This window comes from Mucilaginibacter sp., from assembly GCF_039925265.1.
GTDB lineage: Bacteria > Bacteroidota > Bacteroidia > Sphingobacteriales > Sphingobacteriaceae > Mucilaginibacter.
In genome coordinates this window covers 163,223-177,954 of the sequence record NZ_JBDSZG010000046.1, presented here as the reverse complement: position 1 = coordinate 177,954, position 14,732 = coordinate 163,223, and the positions used below count along the sequence as shown (strand labels likewise).

Sequence of the window (14,732 nt, the reverse complement as noted above, 5' to 3'; positions counted from 1 at the left end):
CTTTACCGCATGAACATCAAAGTTATCGCGTTCGACGCTGATGATACCCTTTGGGTGAACGAACCATATTTCAGGGAAACAGAAGAGCGTTTTTGCGAACTGCTAAGTGAATACCTGTCGCGGCACGACCTGGAGCGCGAGCTGCTGCGCATTGAGATAGAGAATCTTGGTTTATACGGCTATGGCATAAAGGGCTTTATCCTCTCCATGATAGAGGCCGCCATGAAGATCACCAACGATACGCTGAGCATCGATGTAGTAAAGCAAATTATGGATCTGGGCAAGCAAATGCTTAATCAGCCTATCGAATTGCTGGATGGGGTGGAAGAAGTATTGGAAGCCCTCAAAGGCAAATACCGACTGGTAGTAGCCACCAAAGGCGACTTGCTGGATCAGGAGCGTAAACTGCGTAAATCGGGTTTAAACCCTTATTTTCACCATATCGAGATCATGAGCGAGAAGGATGATGCCAATTACCTCAAATTGCTTAAACACCTGGATATTCAACCTTCGGAACTGCTGATGGTGGGTAACTCCTTAAAGAGTGATATTTTGCCCGTGCTAAACGTGGGTGGTTACGGCGTGCACGTGCCTTACCACATTACCTGGGCGCATGAGCAAATTGAAGAAAGTATTGATAACGAGCGCTTTAAAAGCGTAGAAAGCATTAAGGATATACTGGAATTATTGTAGATGAGAACCAAAATTGAACTGGAAGGCTGGTTGCGCGAAGACCATTTTAAACTCTTTAACAGTTTTGAGGAGCCTTATTTTAGCCTCAATGTGGATATCGATGTTACTATTGCCTACCAAAGAGCGAAAGAACTTGGCGTGTCATTTTATCTGTATTACCTGCACTGTGCTATTACGGCAATAAACAGGCACGAGAACTTTAGGTACCGCGCTATAAACAACGAAGTTTTTTTATACGATCAGATAGATGTTACCCATGTGGTGCTTCGGCCAAACGGTACCTTTGGGTTTGGCTTTGTGCCCTTTGCGCCAGCGCTTGATGAATTTGCTGCCTTCGCTAAAACAGAGACTGAACGGATCTTAGCCACAAAAGGGCTCGACCTTAGCGTTTCTTACAACAATATCATCCACTTTTCGGCCATGCCGGGGATTAAGTTTACGGGGCTAACCCATGCCCGCAGCTTTTCTTATCAAGATAGTTCAACCAAATTATCAGTAGGCAAGATAACCGAGGTGCATGGGAAAAAGATGATGCCTTTATCTATCACCGTTCACCATGGCTTAACGGATGGGCTGCATGTTGGGCAGTTTATTGATATTTACCAGGAACTGCTAAACGCTTAAAAAGCAACCGCAGGCGGCATAATTGCGTATTTATGAAGTAAGTATACCGGTACATTGTAAAATGTAAATGATATATTTACTTTATCTCGCCAACCAATATGCCTTTTAAAAGAGTAATCTTTTTGTTTCTCGCTGTCGCTATGCTTTTTTCCTGTAAAAAGGAAAAACCCTTTGTGCCCAATTACGCCAATGCGCTGCCCGGTTTATGGAAAAAACTTGGCGATTTTCCGGGTGTGGGTAGGGTACGCGCCTATGCTTTTACCGTTGGTAAAAAGGGTTACCTCATCGGCGGCAACGCCGGATCAGGCTTTAACGTAGTGCCTTTGTATGATCTTTGGGAGTATGACCCCGCCACTGATAAATGGACTCAAAAGGCTGATTACCCCGGCCAGGCTGCAGAATACATTCGCGGTTTTACCATAAGCGGCAAGGCGTACATGGGCACTGGTTTTGGGGTGCAGTATGACGACCCCGGCGCGATTGCACAAAATAAAGATTTTTGGGAATATGACTCAGTCATCGATAAATGGACTCAAAAGGCAGATTTTCCAGGTGTGGCACGAGAGAATGTAATTGCATTTGAAATAAATGGCACAGGCTATCTTGGCCTGGGCACTGATAATAACTACGCGGCCAATTATAAAGATTTTTGGAAGTACGACGCCACCGCCGATAAGTGGACCCGCCTTGCCGATTACCCCGGTAACGGCAGCTTTGGTGTGGCTGCTTTTGCTATAGGTGGCAAGGGCTATGCCGGCCTGGGTGGTTCATCGCCGGATATTGTAAAGAAAGATTTTTGGGAGTATGATCCCATTACCAATAAATGGAACGCCAAGGCCGACTTTACAGGTAAAGAACGTGTTTTTAGCAGCCAGTTTGTTATCGGTACCGATGGTTATGTAGGGATGGGCACCATACCCACCGGATCTGCAGACGATTGGTACAAATACGATTCCCTTGCTAACAGTTGGATAAAAGTAACCACGTTCGGCGGCGAAGCACGTTACGATGCCGTAAGTTTTTCCATTGACGGCGTAGGCTACACAGGTACCGGCAATCCATCTTTAAAAAAGGATTTTTGGAAATACACGCCGACTAAGAAATAGTACGCAGTTAGATAAGCTTACTTAACTATGTTTATTTCGCATTGTTCATCCCTTACGCGAATGTATACCAGCGTGGTTTTATCGGCATCTTCTACCAACCATACATGTTGCATAAAGGTAGGTTGGGTATAGCGCGCTTTTGGTTCAACTTCTTTGTAGAAAACCGGTTTTCCCTCAAAATCTATCCAGTAAAGTTTTATTTTTCGGGGAGAATCATTGATCAACAGAAGTTGTGCATTCGTTGGAGAATCTACCGAAGCATCGCCTTTTTGCACGACTGCCGAGGCTTTGCTCGGGCCTTCTTTTGGTTGTAGTTTGCCCGAGTAGATGGAATCTAATAAAGCATAACCTGCTGCATCGTAAGCTTTTAAACCTTCGGCACCTGCAACCGGAAGTTTAGTATCACGCAAAAACTCGCCGTGCTTATCAAAGTACCACATCGAAAGTTCGGCCCAGTATTCATCAGGATTAGAACCCGCGTAAGCGCCTTTCCATAAGCCTTCGGCGAGAGCTTGCTTGTGCCTTGCTATGATCTTTTCGCGTAAAGCGTTGTCTAAACCATAATTCATAATTGTATGCGCAAACTCATGAAAGCAGATATCGGAGCCGCCGCCGTACCTGTCGCCGGGTAGGGTCAGTAGGTTTTCTTCGCCGCAGGACGCTAACAGGCCACCCATACCGCGTGTGCGCTGGTCAATGTCGGTCATGATACCATTATCCATAAACTTTACGCCCTTTTGGTCGCGGAATTCGGGAAGGTCGGAGGTTTGCTGGTTTTTGCCAATGATATGCAGTTCGGCACCGGTCTTTACCAATTGCTTTGTAGCAGCCGGCATGTGCGCAAGCATTCGCTTTATTTTGCCTGAAGCTACGAACAACGCCTTATCATCCACTACCGACGATGAGCGGATAGGGATGCCTTCGCAATTAAGGTATTTGCTGTAAAAACCCCGTAGCGGGGGCGTAGTTTTGATGATAGTATCTTTAACTTTAAAGGGCATTGGGCAGGCAAAAGACTGCAACGCGCCTGTAGCTAAAATAAAAAGCAATAATATTTTTTGGATGCGTAATTTTAGCATGGCATTATTCCGCCTCCGTTTCCTGTAAATACAATTCGTCTATCGCTTCGGCGTATTTCTTTTCAATTACTTTGCGTTTGGCTTTCAGGGTAGGGGTGATCTCGCCCTCCTCCATGCTGAATGGTAAGCGTTTCAGCTTAAAGTTTTTGATCCTTTCGAATTTGGCCAGTTCGTTGGAGTGTTTTTTAACGTCCTGGTTTATCCATTCTATGATCTCGGGGTCCTCAATAAACACATCCGGTTTCTCAAAGAAATCGTCACCCAGGTGGAAGGTCTCTTGCAGCAGTTCGCGGCCGGGAACTAATATAGCGGTGATGTACTCGCGTTTATCGCCCAATAAAAATACGTGCTCAATTTTGGGGCTTTTGAGGTAGGTGTTTTCTACCGGGGTGGGGTAAATGTTTTTGCCGTAGGCGTTTACCAGCATATTTTTCAGCCTGTCGGTAATTTGCAGGTTACCTTTGTAAAAACGCCCGATATCACCCGTGTGGAACCAGCCTTCGGTGTCTATTACCGCTGCTGTCTCCTCTGGTTTGCGCCAATAGCCTTTCATTACGCAATGCCCGCGCACGATGATCTCACCTTCTTCCGAAGTGAAATCGGGCTTAAAGTTATCGTGGGTTTGTATAGTGTAGATCTTCTTAGTATCGACGTTCTGAATGGCTACCTCAATCCCGGGGATGATCCGCCCAACCGTGCCAATGATGATGCGATGATCTTCCGTTACGGCCATTACAGGGGAGGTTTCTGTTAAACCAAAACCTTCCAATACCATAATGCCGATGTTCCCAAAGAACTCCCCGATGTTTTTTGGCAATGCGCCGCCACCCGATACCAGTAATTTTAAATTACCACCTGTTTTTTCCTTTATCTTGCTGAAAACAAGCTTGTCTGCCAGTTTATGCTGGGTGGCCAATATCATGCCCGGTTTTTTACCCTCCTCGTGCACCTTGCGCACTTCTTCGCCAATTTTTAGCGCCCAGGTAAATATTTTGGTTTTCATGCCGCCTGCGGCAAGTCCATTCTTCATGGCCTTATCATGGATGCGCTCCAGCAGGCGCGGCACACAGCATAATACGGTTGGCTTCACTTCCATCATGTTCTTGGCCAATAGCTCGAGGCTTTGCGCGAAGGCAATAGTACAGCCCTTGTTCATAGATATGTAGTACGTAGCCATGCGTTCGAACACGTGCGATAATGGCAGGAACGACAGGAACAGGTCCGAACTTTCAATAATAGGGATCTGCGTTAAACTCCACCTTACGTTTTGGGTAAGGTTGCTATGGGTCAACATAACACCCTTTGGTGTACCCGTTGTGCCCGATGTATAGATAAGGCAGGATATATCAGAGGGCAGAATAGCTTCCCGCGCGGCAATAATGGCATGGGCGTAATTAGCCACACATTCCAGCCCTTCTTCTATTACCCTTTTAAAACCAACAACCCCGGCATTTAAACTTACTTTATCGCTGAACTTTTCAAAATCATCAAACGCCGGGATAATGCGGGTAAGTGAATTACAACTATTGGCTATTTTTAAAACCTTACGAAATAAGAAAGGGTTACCACAAAGGATGGTGCGTGCTTCAGAATCGTTGAGGATGTATTCTACCTCAGCTTCCGAAAGGGTGGGGTATATAGACGTATTTATTGCGCCAATTTGCTGCAGCGCCTGGTCGTAATAAACGTAATCGGGACCGTTCTCTATCAGGAGGGCCAGCCGGTCGCCTTTTTGTATGCCAATATCCAGGAACCACGCAGAGATAGCGTCAATTTTTTCGAGGGCTTGTTTATAAGAGATCTCTACCCAGGTATCCTTTACCTTGTGTATCATAAAGGTATGGGTATCCGGGTGTATGTTTGCTACAACATTACGGATGAGCCCCGGAATAGTTGATTGCTCCGCTACGATGTTCATTAAGTTTATATCAGGTTTATACTAAAACAAAGCTATATTAATTTCATAATAATACCAATCTCTTATTATGGAAGAATACTATGTACAGAAGTATCCATATTATTTAATAGATTAACCCTCGAATTAATTTGCTTAGCTTAACCGTTAAATTTTAACCTATGAAACAATTTGGTGTGTTGTTATTAATGCTTGGTGTGCTATGTGTAAAAGTTAACGCGCAAAAAACGCCGGCAGTTATTAACGTAAACCTGCAGCAGGAGCAGGGCGATATGAAGCCTTTATGGGCATGGTTTGGTTACGATGAGCCAAACTATACTTACATGAAAGATGGCCGTAAGCTCCTTAGCGAAATTGCCAAATTAAGCCCTGTGCCGGTATATGTGCGTGCGCACAACCTGTTAACCACCGGCGATGGTACCCCTGCCCTTAAATGGGGATCGACCAATATTTACACCGAGGATGCCGATGGGAAACCCGTTTACAACTACCGTATAGTAGATAGTATTTTTGACACCTACGTTAAACGGGGCATGAAACCCCTGGCTCAAATTGGTTTTATGCCCAAAGCGTTATCTGTAAAACCCGAACCATACCAGCATCAATGGGAACCGGGAATGAACTATGGTAAAATAGAAACAGGCTGGGCATACCCGCCAAAAGACTATAAAAAATGGGGCGAACTGGTTTATCAGTGGGTGAGCCACTGCGTAGCGCGCTACGGTAAAAAAGAAGTAGAAAGCTGGTATTGGGAGGTATGGAACGAAGCCAACGGGGCTTATTGGAAAGGCACCCCGGCTGAATTTTATAAATTATATGATTATGCGGCCGATGGCCTGAAACGTGCGCTACCTACCGCCCGTATTGGAGGCCCCAACGTTACAGGTGGCGACGAAAAATGGCTGGGCGGCTTTTTGGAGCATTGCCTAACTGATACCAATTATGTAACCGGGCGCATCGGTTCGCCGCTGGACCTGGTGTTGTTTCACGCTAAAGGCGCGCCAAGCTTAGTAAAAGATACCGTAGTGATGAGTATAAGGCGGCAGCTTAATGATATTGCGCAGCATTTTAAAAAGATCAACTCCTACGCCGCCCTTAAAAATATTCCCATTGTAATCGGTGAATCAGACCCGGAAGGCTGCGCGGCTTGCGGAATGTCTACCAATCCGGAGAACGCCTACCGTAACGGTACGATGTATTCGAGCTATACGGCGGCCTCTTTCGCCCGGGTTTATGAATTGATGGACGTTTATAAAACCAATTTAATTGGTGCGGTTAGCTGGTCGTTCGAGTTTGAAGATCAGCCATGGTTTGCGGGTTTCCGCGATTTGGCGACGAATGGCGTTGATAAGCCGGTATTGAATGTTTTCAGGATGTTTGGGATGATGAAAGGAGCGAGGGTGCAGGTTACAGGTAACCGCACGTACGATCTTAAAACCATTCTCGATTCCAGCATCCGCGGTTCACAAACGGATATCGGCGGACTGGCGGCAAAAAATGACCAGCAAGTAACCGTTATGGTTTGGAACTATGCGGATAAAGATAAGCAAAGCAATGCCGAACCCGTGACGGTGAATATTACCGGCCTGCGCAGTGGCGCGAAAAAAGTAAAACTAACCGAATACCGCATTGATGATGAACACAGTAATTCCTATACGGTATGGAAAAAGATGGGTTCGCCGGCTGCGCCAACTGCAGCGCAGGTTCTGCAATTGGAGCAGGCCGGGAAACTAAAAACGATTGGTAAGCCTATGGTTTTAGCCGTTGCTAATGCAAGCATCAGCGAGGTAATAAACCTGCCCCGTCAGGGGGTTTCTTTATTATATATAAGTTACGTTAAATAAGATTGCATAATTAAAACAACCAAGGCTCCGTTTTGCGGAGCCTTGGTTCTATTTGATATTCAACTGTCTGATCGAATCCATATTAAAATCATATTGTTCTTGCACCGGCACAATTTTGCGGGTGTCTCTTTGAATGACGCGGCCTTCTTCACTCCATAATGTGGGGTAGAAGTTGTAAACGCTATCGCCGTGTAATTTTTTAACATCATTTTGCCAGCCTTTCCAATGATACGCCTCATAAAAATTATTTAAATTTCCATTGATGCAAAACCCCAAAAAATCCGAATAACTCTGCTGAAGTGATTCCCATCTCAAAGTTTCAGGCGCCAGATAATATACTTTACCGGTTTCTGGCCCTAACGCACCGCCATTTAGGGCAAAAAAACCACCAACAGCATCATCGCCGATGAGTATATAACCAGGGCGTTCGCCAAACTCCTTAAACGTTTTGCCTTTGTTCCAGGCTGGTAACGTGCGGGTTAACCGGTCGCTGCCCGATCCTAACAATCTTATCCAACCGTTATCTATCAACAAACCACCGGTAAAATAAATAATAGCACCCATATAAGAATGTGTAGTAACCTGGGTTTGGTATAAGGCTTCCGCTGCCCTCTCGCTGTTTGTAGCAGGCAAAACATCTATCTTGTTTTTAGCGGTTTTAAACAATTCCTTTAATAATACCCAGCCGGACGTATCCGCTTTCAGCTCCATTACAGGACGCATTTTGAGTTGCGAAAAGGCACATGGGGCGAAAAGTAAGACCAGCAGTACTGCTGAGATGGTAATTTTAAGTTTCATGCTTAGGTTTGTGGTTTTAAATATAGCATTTAGCTTTAAACAAAAATAGCTCCGCAAAACGGAGCTATTAAATGTTATAAGGAGAGGCGTTTATACCGAGAAGCTTTCGCCACAGCCGCAGGTGCGGGTTGCATTTGGGTTATGGAAGTTAAAGCCTTTACCGTTCAAACCGTCGCTGAAATCCAACTCCGTACCGGCAAGGTACAGGAACGATTTCATATCCAGCGCGAAACGTACGCCGCGGTCTTCAAAAAACTGGTCGCCCTTTTTTTCCTCGTTATCAAAATCGAGGTTGTAGGATAAACCCGAGCAGCCGCCACCCTGTACAGATACCCGCAGAAAATAAGAGGCATCAAGCCCGCTATCCTGCATCAGGTTATCTATTTTAGATTTTGCTTTATCAGTTACAGTTACCATAGTAAGTAGTGAGTTGAGAGTAGTGAGTAGAGAATAGTTAAGTAATAAAAACCACTCACTATTCTCTACTCAATACTCACCAAAATTTAGTGATGTGATTTTTCAAGCACAATTGGCTCCATGCCGTTTTTTACGCGGAAATCGTTGATGGCTGCTTTAATAGCATCCTCTGCCAAAACAGAACAGTGGATCTTAACCGGTGGAAGAGCAAGCTCTTCTACGATATCCATGTTGTCAATTTTCATGGCGTCATCTACGCTTTTACCTTTAAGCCACTCTGTAGCTAAAGATGAAGAAGCGATAGCCGAACCACAGCCAAATGTTTTAAATTTCGCGTCGGTGATGATGTTGTTTTCATCAACTTGTATTTGTAAACGCATTACGTCGCCGCACTCGGGCGCACCAACAAGGCCGGTACCCACTTTGTGGCTGCTTTTATCTAACGTGCCCACGTTGCGGGGGTTAGTGTAATGGTCGATAACTTTATCTGAATAAGCCATGTTTTTAAGTATTAAGTCAAAAGTAAAAAGTCAAAAGCCTTAATACTTTCTATGTTTCAAATTTTAAATTCTAATCAATTGCGCATTTTTCATCTGCATATCCGCACATCCGAAATCTGCACATCTATCTTTAGTGTTCCGCCCACTCAATCGAGTCCAGGTCGATGCCTTCTTTAAACATTTCCCAAAGTGGCGACATGTTGCGCAGGTTGGTAACCGCTGTTTTGGTTACTTCTACAGCGTAATCAACTTCTTCTTCGGTAGTAAAGCGGCCTAAACCAAAACGGATAGATGAGTGTGCCAGGTCGTCTGATAAGCCAAGGCTTTTCAATACGTATGATGGTTCCAACGATGCTGACGTACAAGCAGAACCAGACGATACCGCCAGGTCTTTCATCGCCATCATTAAACCTTCACCTTCAACATATTTAAAAGAGATGTTGGCTACATGCGGCAAGCGGTGTTCTACGTTACCGTTTACATAGCTTTCCTCTAAAACGGTTAAAGCACTTTCCAGTTTATCGCGCAGGGCAGATAAGCGGATCGCTTCGCTTTCCATTTCCAAACCGGCAATTTCGCAGGCTTTACCCAAGCCAACAATACCAGGTACGTTTAGGGTACCAGAACGCATACCGCGCTCATGACCGCCACCGTCCATTTGCGCGGTAACTTTTACACGTGGCCCTTTACGGCGAACGTATAAAGCGCCAACGCCTTTAGGGCCGTACATTTTATGGGCCGATAAAGCTAACAGGTCGATACCATCAGCAATAACATCTACAGGTATTTTACCAACTGCCTGTGTAGCATCCGTCATAAATAAAGCGCCATACTTGTGGGCAATAGCAGCAATTTCTTTAACAGGTTGAATTACACCAATTTCATTGTTGCCATACATGATGGATACCAGGATGGTTTCCGGTGTCATGGCTTCTTCAAGCGCTGCAAGATCTACCAAACCGTCTTCTTTAACGGGAAGGTAAGTAACCTTACCGCCCAGTTTTTCAACGTGTTTGCAGGCATCTAATATTGCTTTATGCTCGGTAACCGCGGTAATAATGTGGTTGCCTTTTTCTTTATACATTTCAAACACGCCTTTAATAGCCAGGTTGTCTGATTCGGTAGCGCCCGAAGTAAAGATGATCTCTTTTTCTGAAGCGCCTATCAGTTTGGCCACTTGTTCGCGTGCATAATCAACGCCTTCCTCTGCTACCCAGCCAAAAGGGTGGTTACGGCTTGCCGCATTACCAAACTTTTCGTTGAAATAAGGCAGCATGGCTTCCAGCACCCGGGGGTCCATTGGTGTGGTGGCGTTGTTATCTAAATAAATTGGGATGTTCATGGTTAAAAATTAACAACACAAATATACGCAAACTTTTACTTTAATAGTTTACAAGCCCTATAAAATGCATTTTGATGCCAATAATTTACAATATTTGGACATGAACAAGATAGAGCACATAGGCATTGCAGTGAAGGATATGCAGACTGCCAAAAATATCTACGAACTGCTGCTGAATACGTCTGTTTATAAAACCGAGGAAGTGCCCTCTGAGGGCGTAAATACCGCCTTTTTGCAAAGCGGCCCCAATAAAATAGAACTGCTGGAAGCCACCTCTGCCGATAGCCCCATCGCCAAATTTCTGGAGAAAAAAGGGGAGGGCATCCACCATATCGCCTTTGATGTTACAGATATAGAAGCCGAAATGGCCCGTTTAAAAGCTGAAGGCTTTGTGCTGTTGAATGATAAACCGAAACGCGGCGCGGATAATAAGTTGGTGTGTTTTGTGCACCCGAAGAGCGCGAACGGGGTTTTGGTGGAGCTGTGCCAGGAGGTTAGGTAGCAGTTGCTGTGGGCAGTTATTGTCTGAACTTGAATTTTAAGAATTACCAAATGGTCAGAATTTAAAAAAACTAAAACCTCCTTTCTGTATTCCAATTAATTCGACAAATTCGAGTTTAGCCAATCCCGCGTTAAGGATCGCAGTGGAAACCCCGGAATGTAGCGCTGCTTCTATCAGCAGCGTGGAATGAGGAGTTGCAGCGTAGAGCCCGGCCGAAGGCAACGCCCAAATCAGTTAGCTTTATCGCCTGACCCCAAGTTTATGGAATTACCGAATTGTTTGAATTTTAAAAATCAAAAGGAGCCTTTCTATAAATTCCGATAATTCTACAAATTCGAGTTCAGACAAATCCCCCCCCCCAAAGGCAACAATCCTCAAAAAACTACGTATAATAAACCGCGTTGCAGGATGATGAATATCATCATCGAATAGTTATTTTTACTCCTGATAGGAGTAACTGCTGCGGCCGGTTTAAACTTAAATGAAAAACACAATTTACTTAATGCGTTGTATTACAGGTGTATTTTTAGTTGCTTCCTTGGTGATGTGTGCCAAAAAACCGGACGCGGCTAAAATGCCCGTTGTAAAAACCGTGCCCGATACTACGAAGACTTCTACCATACCGCCGCCTGTACCTCCTGTGCCTGCCTTTACCATAAAGGCTACCGATTGGCAGTTCGATGCGGCTGCTGTACCCGCCGGCGCTATCATCTATATCCCGGCAGGTAAGCGCGACGCATTGCTGCTTAAAAACATTAAAGGCACCGCTGATAAACCTATCACAGTAATTAACCAGGGCGGTAAGGTAACTATATCGGCTACGGCTTCAGCGTCATACGGATTAAAGGCGCAAAATTGCCGGTTCTTTAAAATATTGGGCAACGGCGCCTCGGGCGTTAAATATGGCATCGACGTTACAGGTGCCAATATTGGCATTACAATGGACGACCTGAGCACCGAGCTGGAAATAGCCAATGTAGAGGTGCGCAACAGCGGGTTTGCCGGCATTATGGCAAAAACCGACCCAACCTGCGATGTGGCAACACAGCGCGGGCACTTTACCATGAGGAATATTATGCTTCACGATAATTATGTACACCAAACAGGCGGTGAAGGTTTTTACGTAGGTAATTCCTTTTATGCCGATGGGGTTTCGCTTGCTTGCGGCAAGGTTTTGCCACACGATGTAACCAATGTTAAGGTATATAACAATATTGTTGACTCCACGGGTTGCGAAGGGATCCAGGTTGGGAGCGCGACAGCAGGGGCCGAAATTTATAACAATACGGTTAAGTCGCCGGGCTTAAAGCCTTTTGCTGCCGGGCAGGATAACGGGATTCAGATAGGAGAGGGCACGGGTGGCAAATGCTATAATAATCTTATCAGGAATGCGCCGGGCAACGGTATTATTGTTCTGGGATTGGGAGATAACCTGGTATACAACAACTATATCCTTAACGCCGGGGGGCATGGTATTTTTGCCGATTCGCGGTACACCCCGGGGGCAAATTTTCAATTTATTAATAATACCATCATTGCTCCCGCTTTGGATGGGATAAAATTAAACTCCGAAACTGTCCAAATGAACACCGTGATCAATAACGTCATCATAAAACAGGGGGGCATCGCCATAAACAAAAAGAGCGGCGGTGTTAAACTCACCGCTTTAAATAATTACGTAAATGCCGATATTAATACCTGCAAATTTGTAAACTATAGCGGGGAAGATTTTCATTTGCTGCCCTCGTCGCCATTGGTAAATGCCGGTGCAAACGCTTTGCTGTACGGCGTTAATATTGATTATTACGGCACCGAACGCCCTGTTGGCGGTGCTTTCGATATTGGTGCAACGGAATATTGATGCTCCGGCAGAGACCAAACCCCACCCCGTAAAGCGGGTAAATACCTTTACTTCAATTTTGTGCAGCAATAATTTACATGCTGTGATTTATTGCTTGAGAGGAAAGTTTTTACAACCTTTAGAAGTAACCATTTTCTGAAACCGTCGTATAAATGCTTTTATCGCAAACAGTCCGGGCAAAATATCTTTGGGCTGTTTGTGCCTTGATTATTTTAACGATGGGAAAGAAAAATCACTTTATGCGCTTATCGGCGTTTTTATTGATCGCATCGTCTTGCGCGATGTGTACCAAAATAGATAACAAAATTGATGTGCTTCAGAACGCAAAGAAGCTCGCCGTAGTTGCCGATGCTACAACAGAAATACTAAGCAATTTTACTTACACCGTTAAGCCTAATGAATGGTTTGTTGATGGAACAGATATACCGCCCGGCGCTGTGGTATGTATCCCCGCCGGCACGAGAGGTGCGTTGTTACTCAAAAATTTTAAGGGGACGGCCGCAAGCCCAATTGTTATTGTTAACAAAGGCGGCAAGGTTACATTATCTACATCAATTACCGCATCTTATGGGTTTAAAACTATCAATTGCCAGTACTTTAAAATAATGGGCAACGGCGATCCGGCAAATAAGTACGGCATTGATGTAAATGGTGGCAACATCGGTATGACGATTGATGACCTTAGCTCAGATTTCGAGATAGCAAACGTTGAGGTGCGTAACAGCGGATTTGCCGGGATCATGGCTAAAACAGACCCATCCTGCGATCTGGAAACGCAGCGCGGCCACTTTACCATGAGTAACATATTTATTCATGATAACTATGTGCACAAAACCGGGGGCGAAGGCTTTTATATAGGGAATTCCTTTTATGCCGAAGGTAGATCGCTCTCCTGTGGTACGGTTATGCCGCACGATGTCGTGAACCTAAAGGTTTACAACAATTTCACCGACTCCACCGGTTGCGAAGGTATCCAGGTGGGTAGCGCAATTGCAGGGGCCGAAATTTATAGTAATACCGTTAAATCGCCCGGATTAACGCCCTTTGCAAGCGGCCAGAACAATGGAATTCAGATAGGTGAAGGTACTGGCGGTAAATGCTATAGTAATTTTGTTAAGAATGCGCCGGGTAACGGCATTATTGTATTGGGGCTGGGCGACAATCTGGTATGTAATAACATCATTATTAATTCGGGTGCGCATGGTATCTATGCCGATTCGAGGTACACGCCGGGCCCAAACTTTCAATTTATTAATAACACTATCATCTCTCCGGCTTTAGATGGCATCAAATTAAACTCCGAAAGTATCCCAATGAATACCGTTATTAACAATGTTATTGTTGTGCCAGGTGCGGGTGTTGCAATAAATGCAACCAGCAGGAGAGTGAAAACCCTTATCTTGAAAAATTTTACGGGCAAAAACATCAACGGATGCAAATTTGTAAATTACAGCGCGGATGACTACCGTTTACAAGCCAATTCGCCACTAATTAATGATGGTATAAACGTTCTTCTTTACGGCGTTAGCACTGATTATTACGGTGCTATTCGCCCTCTTGGCGGCTTTTTCGATATTGGGGCTGCGGAGCATTAATTTAAGGGTGTCGCCGTAATGGAGTAACAGAATCGAAAAAAACAGCGGATTAGTGCTTCCAAGCACGATCTCTCAACAGCTGTTAAAAACTTTTTAATTTTGACTTTCAACTTTTGAATTAATTCATTACATTTGCACCTCTTTTATAAGAAAGAAAAGTATACAATAGCAATGAAAAAAGATCTGCACCCATCAAACTATAGGTTAGTTGTTTTCAAGGATATGTCTAACGACTATTCTTTCATAACCAAATCATGCATCGATAGCCGCGAATCCGTAAAATGGGAAGATGGCAATGAATATCCGCTGATTAAATTAGAAATTTCACACACTTCACACCCGTTCTACACAGGTAAAATGAAGTTAGTTGATACTGCCGGACGTATAGACAAGTTCCGTAGCCGTTACAACAAAAAATAAGTGTTTTTTCAATAAAATATTTACGAGTCCCCCGTT

14 protein-coding genes are annotated in these 14,732 nt (G+C 44.6%); 8 read left to right on the top strand and 6 right to left on the bottom strand.

Features of this window, described 5'->3' with window-relative positions:
- Nucleotides 1-9: 9 nt before the first annotated feature.
- The 3 genes from ABIX36_RS21200 to ABIX36_RS21190 all read left to right on the top strand — a co-directional run bounded on the left by ABIX36_RS21200 (nt 10) and on the right by ABIX36_RS21190 (nt 2,423).
- The gene (locus ABIX36_RS21200; RefSeq protein WP_348084170.1) at nt 10-693 is read left to right on the top strand and encodes an HAD family hydrolase; all 684 of its coding nucleotides are present in this window, start codon (nt 10-12) and stop codon (nt 691-693) included.
- Nucleotides 694-1,317 (top strand): CatA-like O-acetyltransferase, encoded by a 624-nt coding sequence (locus ABIX36_RS21195; protein WP_348084169.1) that lies wholly within the window; start codon nt 694-696, stop codon nt 1,315-1,317.
- Nucleotides 1,318-1,457: 140 nt separating this feature from the next.
- A complete protein-coding gene (locus ABIX36_RS21190; RefSeq protein WP_348084168.1) occupies nt 1,458-2,423 on the top strand; it encodes a kelch repeat-containing protein in 966 nt (321 codons plus the stop codon).
- Nucleotides 2,424-2,440: 17 nt separating this feature from the next.
- Here the strand turns inward: ABIX36_RS21190 and ABIX36_RS21185 are convergent, their stop codons facing one another.
- The gene (locus tag ABIX36_RS21185) at nt 2,441-3,502 is read right to left on the bottom strand and encodes a hypothetical protein (protein WP_348084167.1); all 1,062 of its coding nucleotides are present in this window, start codon (nt 3,500-3,502) and stop codon (nt 2,441-2,443) included.
- A gap of 4 nt (nt 3,503-3,506) precedes the next feature.
- Nucleotides 3,507-5,420 carry a long-chain fatty acid--CoA ligase gene (locus ABIX36_RS21180; protein ID WP_348084166.1) on the bottom strand — a complete coding sequence of 638 codons (1,914 nt, stop codon included), beginning with the start codon at nt 5,418-5,420 and terminating at the stop codon, nt 3,507-3,509.
- A 158-nt stretch (nt 5,421-5,578) separates the two neighbouring features.
- Here ABIX36_RS21180 and ABIX36_RS21175 point away from each other — a divergent pair, with 158 nt between their 5' ends.
- Nucleotides 5,579-7,261 carry a beta-xylosidase gene (locus ABIX36_RS21175; RefSeq protein ID WP_348084165.1) on the top strand — a complete coding sequence of 561 codons (1,683 nt, stop codon included), beginning with the start codon at nt 5,579-5,581 and terminating at the stop codon, nt 7,259-7,261.
- A 48-nt stretch (nt 7,262-7,309) separates the two neighbouring features.
- Here the strand turns inward: ABIX36_RS21175 and ABIX36_RS21170 are convergent, their stop codons facing one another.
- The 4 genes from ABIX36_RS21170 to ABIX36_RS21155 form a co-directional block, all read right to left on the bottom strand.
- Nucleotides 7,310-8,059 (bottom strand): DUF2625 domain-containing protein, encoded by a 750-nt coding sequence (locus ABIX36_RS21170; RefSeq protein ID WP_348084164.1) that lies wholly within the window; start codon nt 8,057-8,059, stop codon nt 7,310-7,312.
- A 90-nt stretch (nt 8,060-8,149) separates the two neighbouring features.
- On the bottom strand, nt 8,150-8,476 hold the full coding sequence (locus ABIX36_RS21165; protein WP_128533182.1) for an iron-sulfur cluster assembly accessory protein: 327 nt from the start codon (nt 8,474-8,476) through the stop codon (nt 8,150-8,152).
- An 86-nt stretch (nt 8,477-8,562) separates the two neighbouring features.
- On the bottom strand, nt 8,563-8,976 hold the full coding sequence (gene iscU / locus ABIX36_RS21160) for a Fe-S cluster assembly scaffold IscU (protein WP_128533183.1): 414 nt from the start codon (nt 8,974-8,976) through the stop codon (nt 8,563-8,565).
- Between the two features lie 130 nt (nt 8,977-9,106).
- Nucleotides 9,107-10,318 carry an IscS subfamily cysteine desulfurase gene (locus tag ABIX36_RS21155; RefSeq protein ID WP_348084163.1) on the bottom strand — a complete coding sequence of 404 codons (1,212 nt, stop codon included), beginning with the start codon at nt 10,316-10,318 and terminating at the stop codon, nt 9,107-9,109.
- Between the two features lie 100 nt (nt 10,319-10,418).
- Between ABIX36_RS21155 and mce the strand changes: the two genes are divergently transcribed.
- The 4 genes from mce to ABIX36_RS21135 all read left to right on the top strand — a co-directional run bounded on the left by mce (nt 10,419) and on the right by ABIX36_RS21135 (nt 14,696).
- Nucleotides 10,419-10,820 (top strand): methylmalonyl-CoA epimerase, encoded by a 402-nt coding sequence (gene mce, locus ABIX36_RS21150; RefSeq protein WP_348084162.1) that lies wholly within the window; start codon nt 10,419-10,421, stop codon nt 10,818-10,820.
- A 481-nt stretch (nt 10,821-11,301) separates the two neighbouring features.
- The gene (locus ABIX36_RS21145; protein WP_348084161.1) at nt 11,302-12,681 is read left to right on the top strand and encodes a right-handed parallel beta-helix repeat-containing protein; all 1,380 of its coding nucleotides are present in this window, start codon (nt 11,302-11,304) and stop codon (nt 12,679-12,681) included.
- Nucleotides 12,682-12,899: 218 nt separating this feature from the next.
- A complete protein-coding gene (locus ABIX36_RS21140) occupies nt 12,900-14,276 on the top strand; it encodes a right-handed parallel beta-helix repeat-containing protein (protein WP_348084160.1) in 1,377 nt (458 codons plus the stop codon).
- Between the two features lie 171 nt (nt 14,277-14,447).
- Nucleotides 14,448-14,696, top strand: coding sequence for a type B 50S ribosomal protein L31 (locus tag ABIX36_RS21135; RefSeq protein WP_128534376.1), 249 nt, complete (start codon nt 14,448-14,450; stop codon nt 14,694-14,696).
- The last annotated feature ends 36 nt before the right edge of the window (nt 14,697-14,732 follow it).

What these genes read in the sequence shown, in the direction of transcription:
- ABIX36_RS21200 (WP_348084170.1), top strand. Translation starts at nt 10, where the DNA reads ATGAACATCAAAGTTATCGCGTTCGACGCTGATGATACCCTTTGGGTG.
- ABIX36_RS21140 (WP_348084160.1), top strand. Translation starts at nt 12,900, where the DNA reads ATGGGAAAGAAAAATCACTTTATGCGCTTATCGGCGTTTTTATTGATC.
- iscU (WP_128533183.1), bottom strand. Translation starts at nt 8,976, where the DNA reads ATGGCTTATTCAGATAAAGTTATCGACCATTACACTAACCCCCGCAAC.
- ABIX36_RS21155 (WP_348084163.1), bottom strand. Translation starts at nt 10,318, where the DNA reads ATGAACATCCCAATTTATTTAGATAACAACGCCACCACACCAATGGAC.
- ABIX36_RS21170 (WP_348084164.1), bottom strand. Translation starts at nt 8,059, where the DNA reads ATGAAACTTAAAATTACCATCTCAGCAGTACTGCTGGTCTTACTTTTC.
- ABIX36_RS21195 (WP_348084169.1), top strand. Translation starts at nt 694, where the DNA reads ATGAGAACCAAAATTGAACTGGAAGGCTGGTTGCGCGAAGACCATTTT.
- ABIX36_RS21175 (WP_348084165.1), top strand. Translation starts at nt 5,579, where the DNA reads ATGAAACAATTTGGTGTGTTGTTATTAATGCTTGGTGTGCTATGTGTA.
- ABIX36_RS21190 (WP_348084168.1), top strand. Translation starts at nt 1,458, where the DNA reads ATGCTTTTTTCCTGTAAAAAGGAAAAACCCTTTGTGCCCAATTACGCC.
- ABIX36_RS21185 (WP_348084167.1), bottom strand. Translation starts at nt 3,502, where the DNA reads ATGCTAAAATTACGCATCCAAAAAATATTATTGCTTTTTATTTTAGCT.
- ABIX36_RS21165 (WP_128533182.1), bottom strand. Translation starts at nt 8,476, where the DNA reads ATGGTAACTGTAACTGATAAAGCAAAATCTAAAATAGATAACCTGATG.
- mce (WP_348084162.1), top strand. Translation starts at nt 10,419, where the DNA reads ATGAACAAGATAGAGCACATAGGCATTGCAGTGAAGGATATGCAGACT.
- ABIX36_RS21135 (WP_128534376.1), top strand. Translation starts at nt 14,448, where the DNA reads ATGAAAAAAGATCTGCACCCATCAAACTATAGGTTAGTTGTTTTCAAG.
- ABIX36_RS21180 (WP_348084166.1), bottom strand. Translation starts at nt 5,420, where the DNA reads ATGAACATCGTAGCGGAGCAATCAACTATTCCGGGGCTCATCCGTAAT.
- ABIX36_RS21145 (WP_348084161.1), top strand. Translation starts at nt 11,302, where the DNA reads ATGAAAAACACAATTTACTTAATGCGTTGTATTACAGGTGTATTTTTA.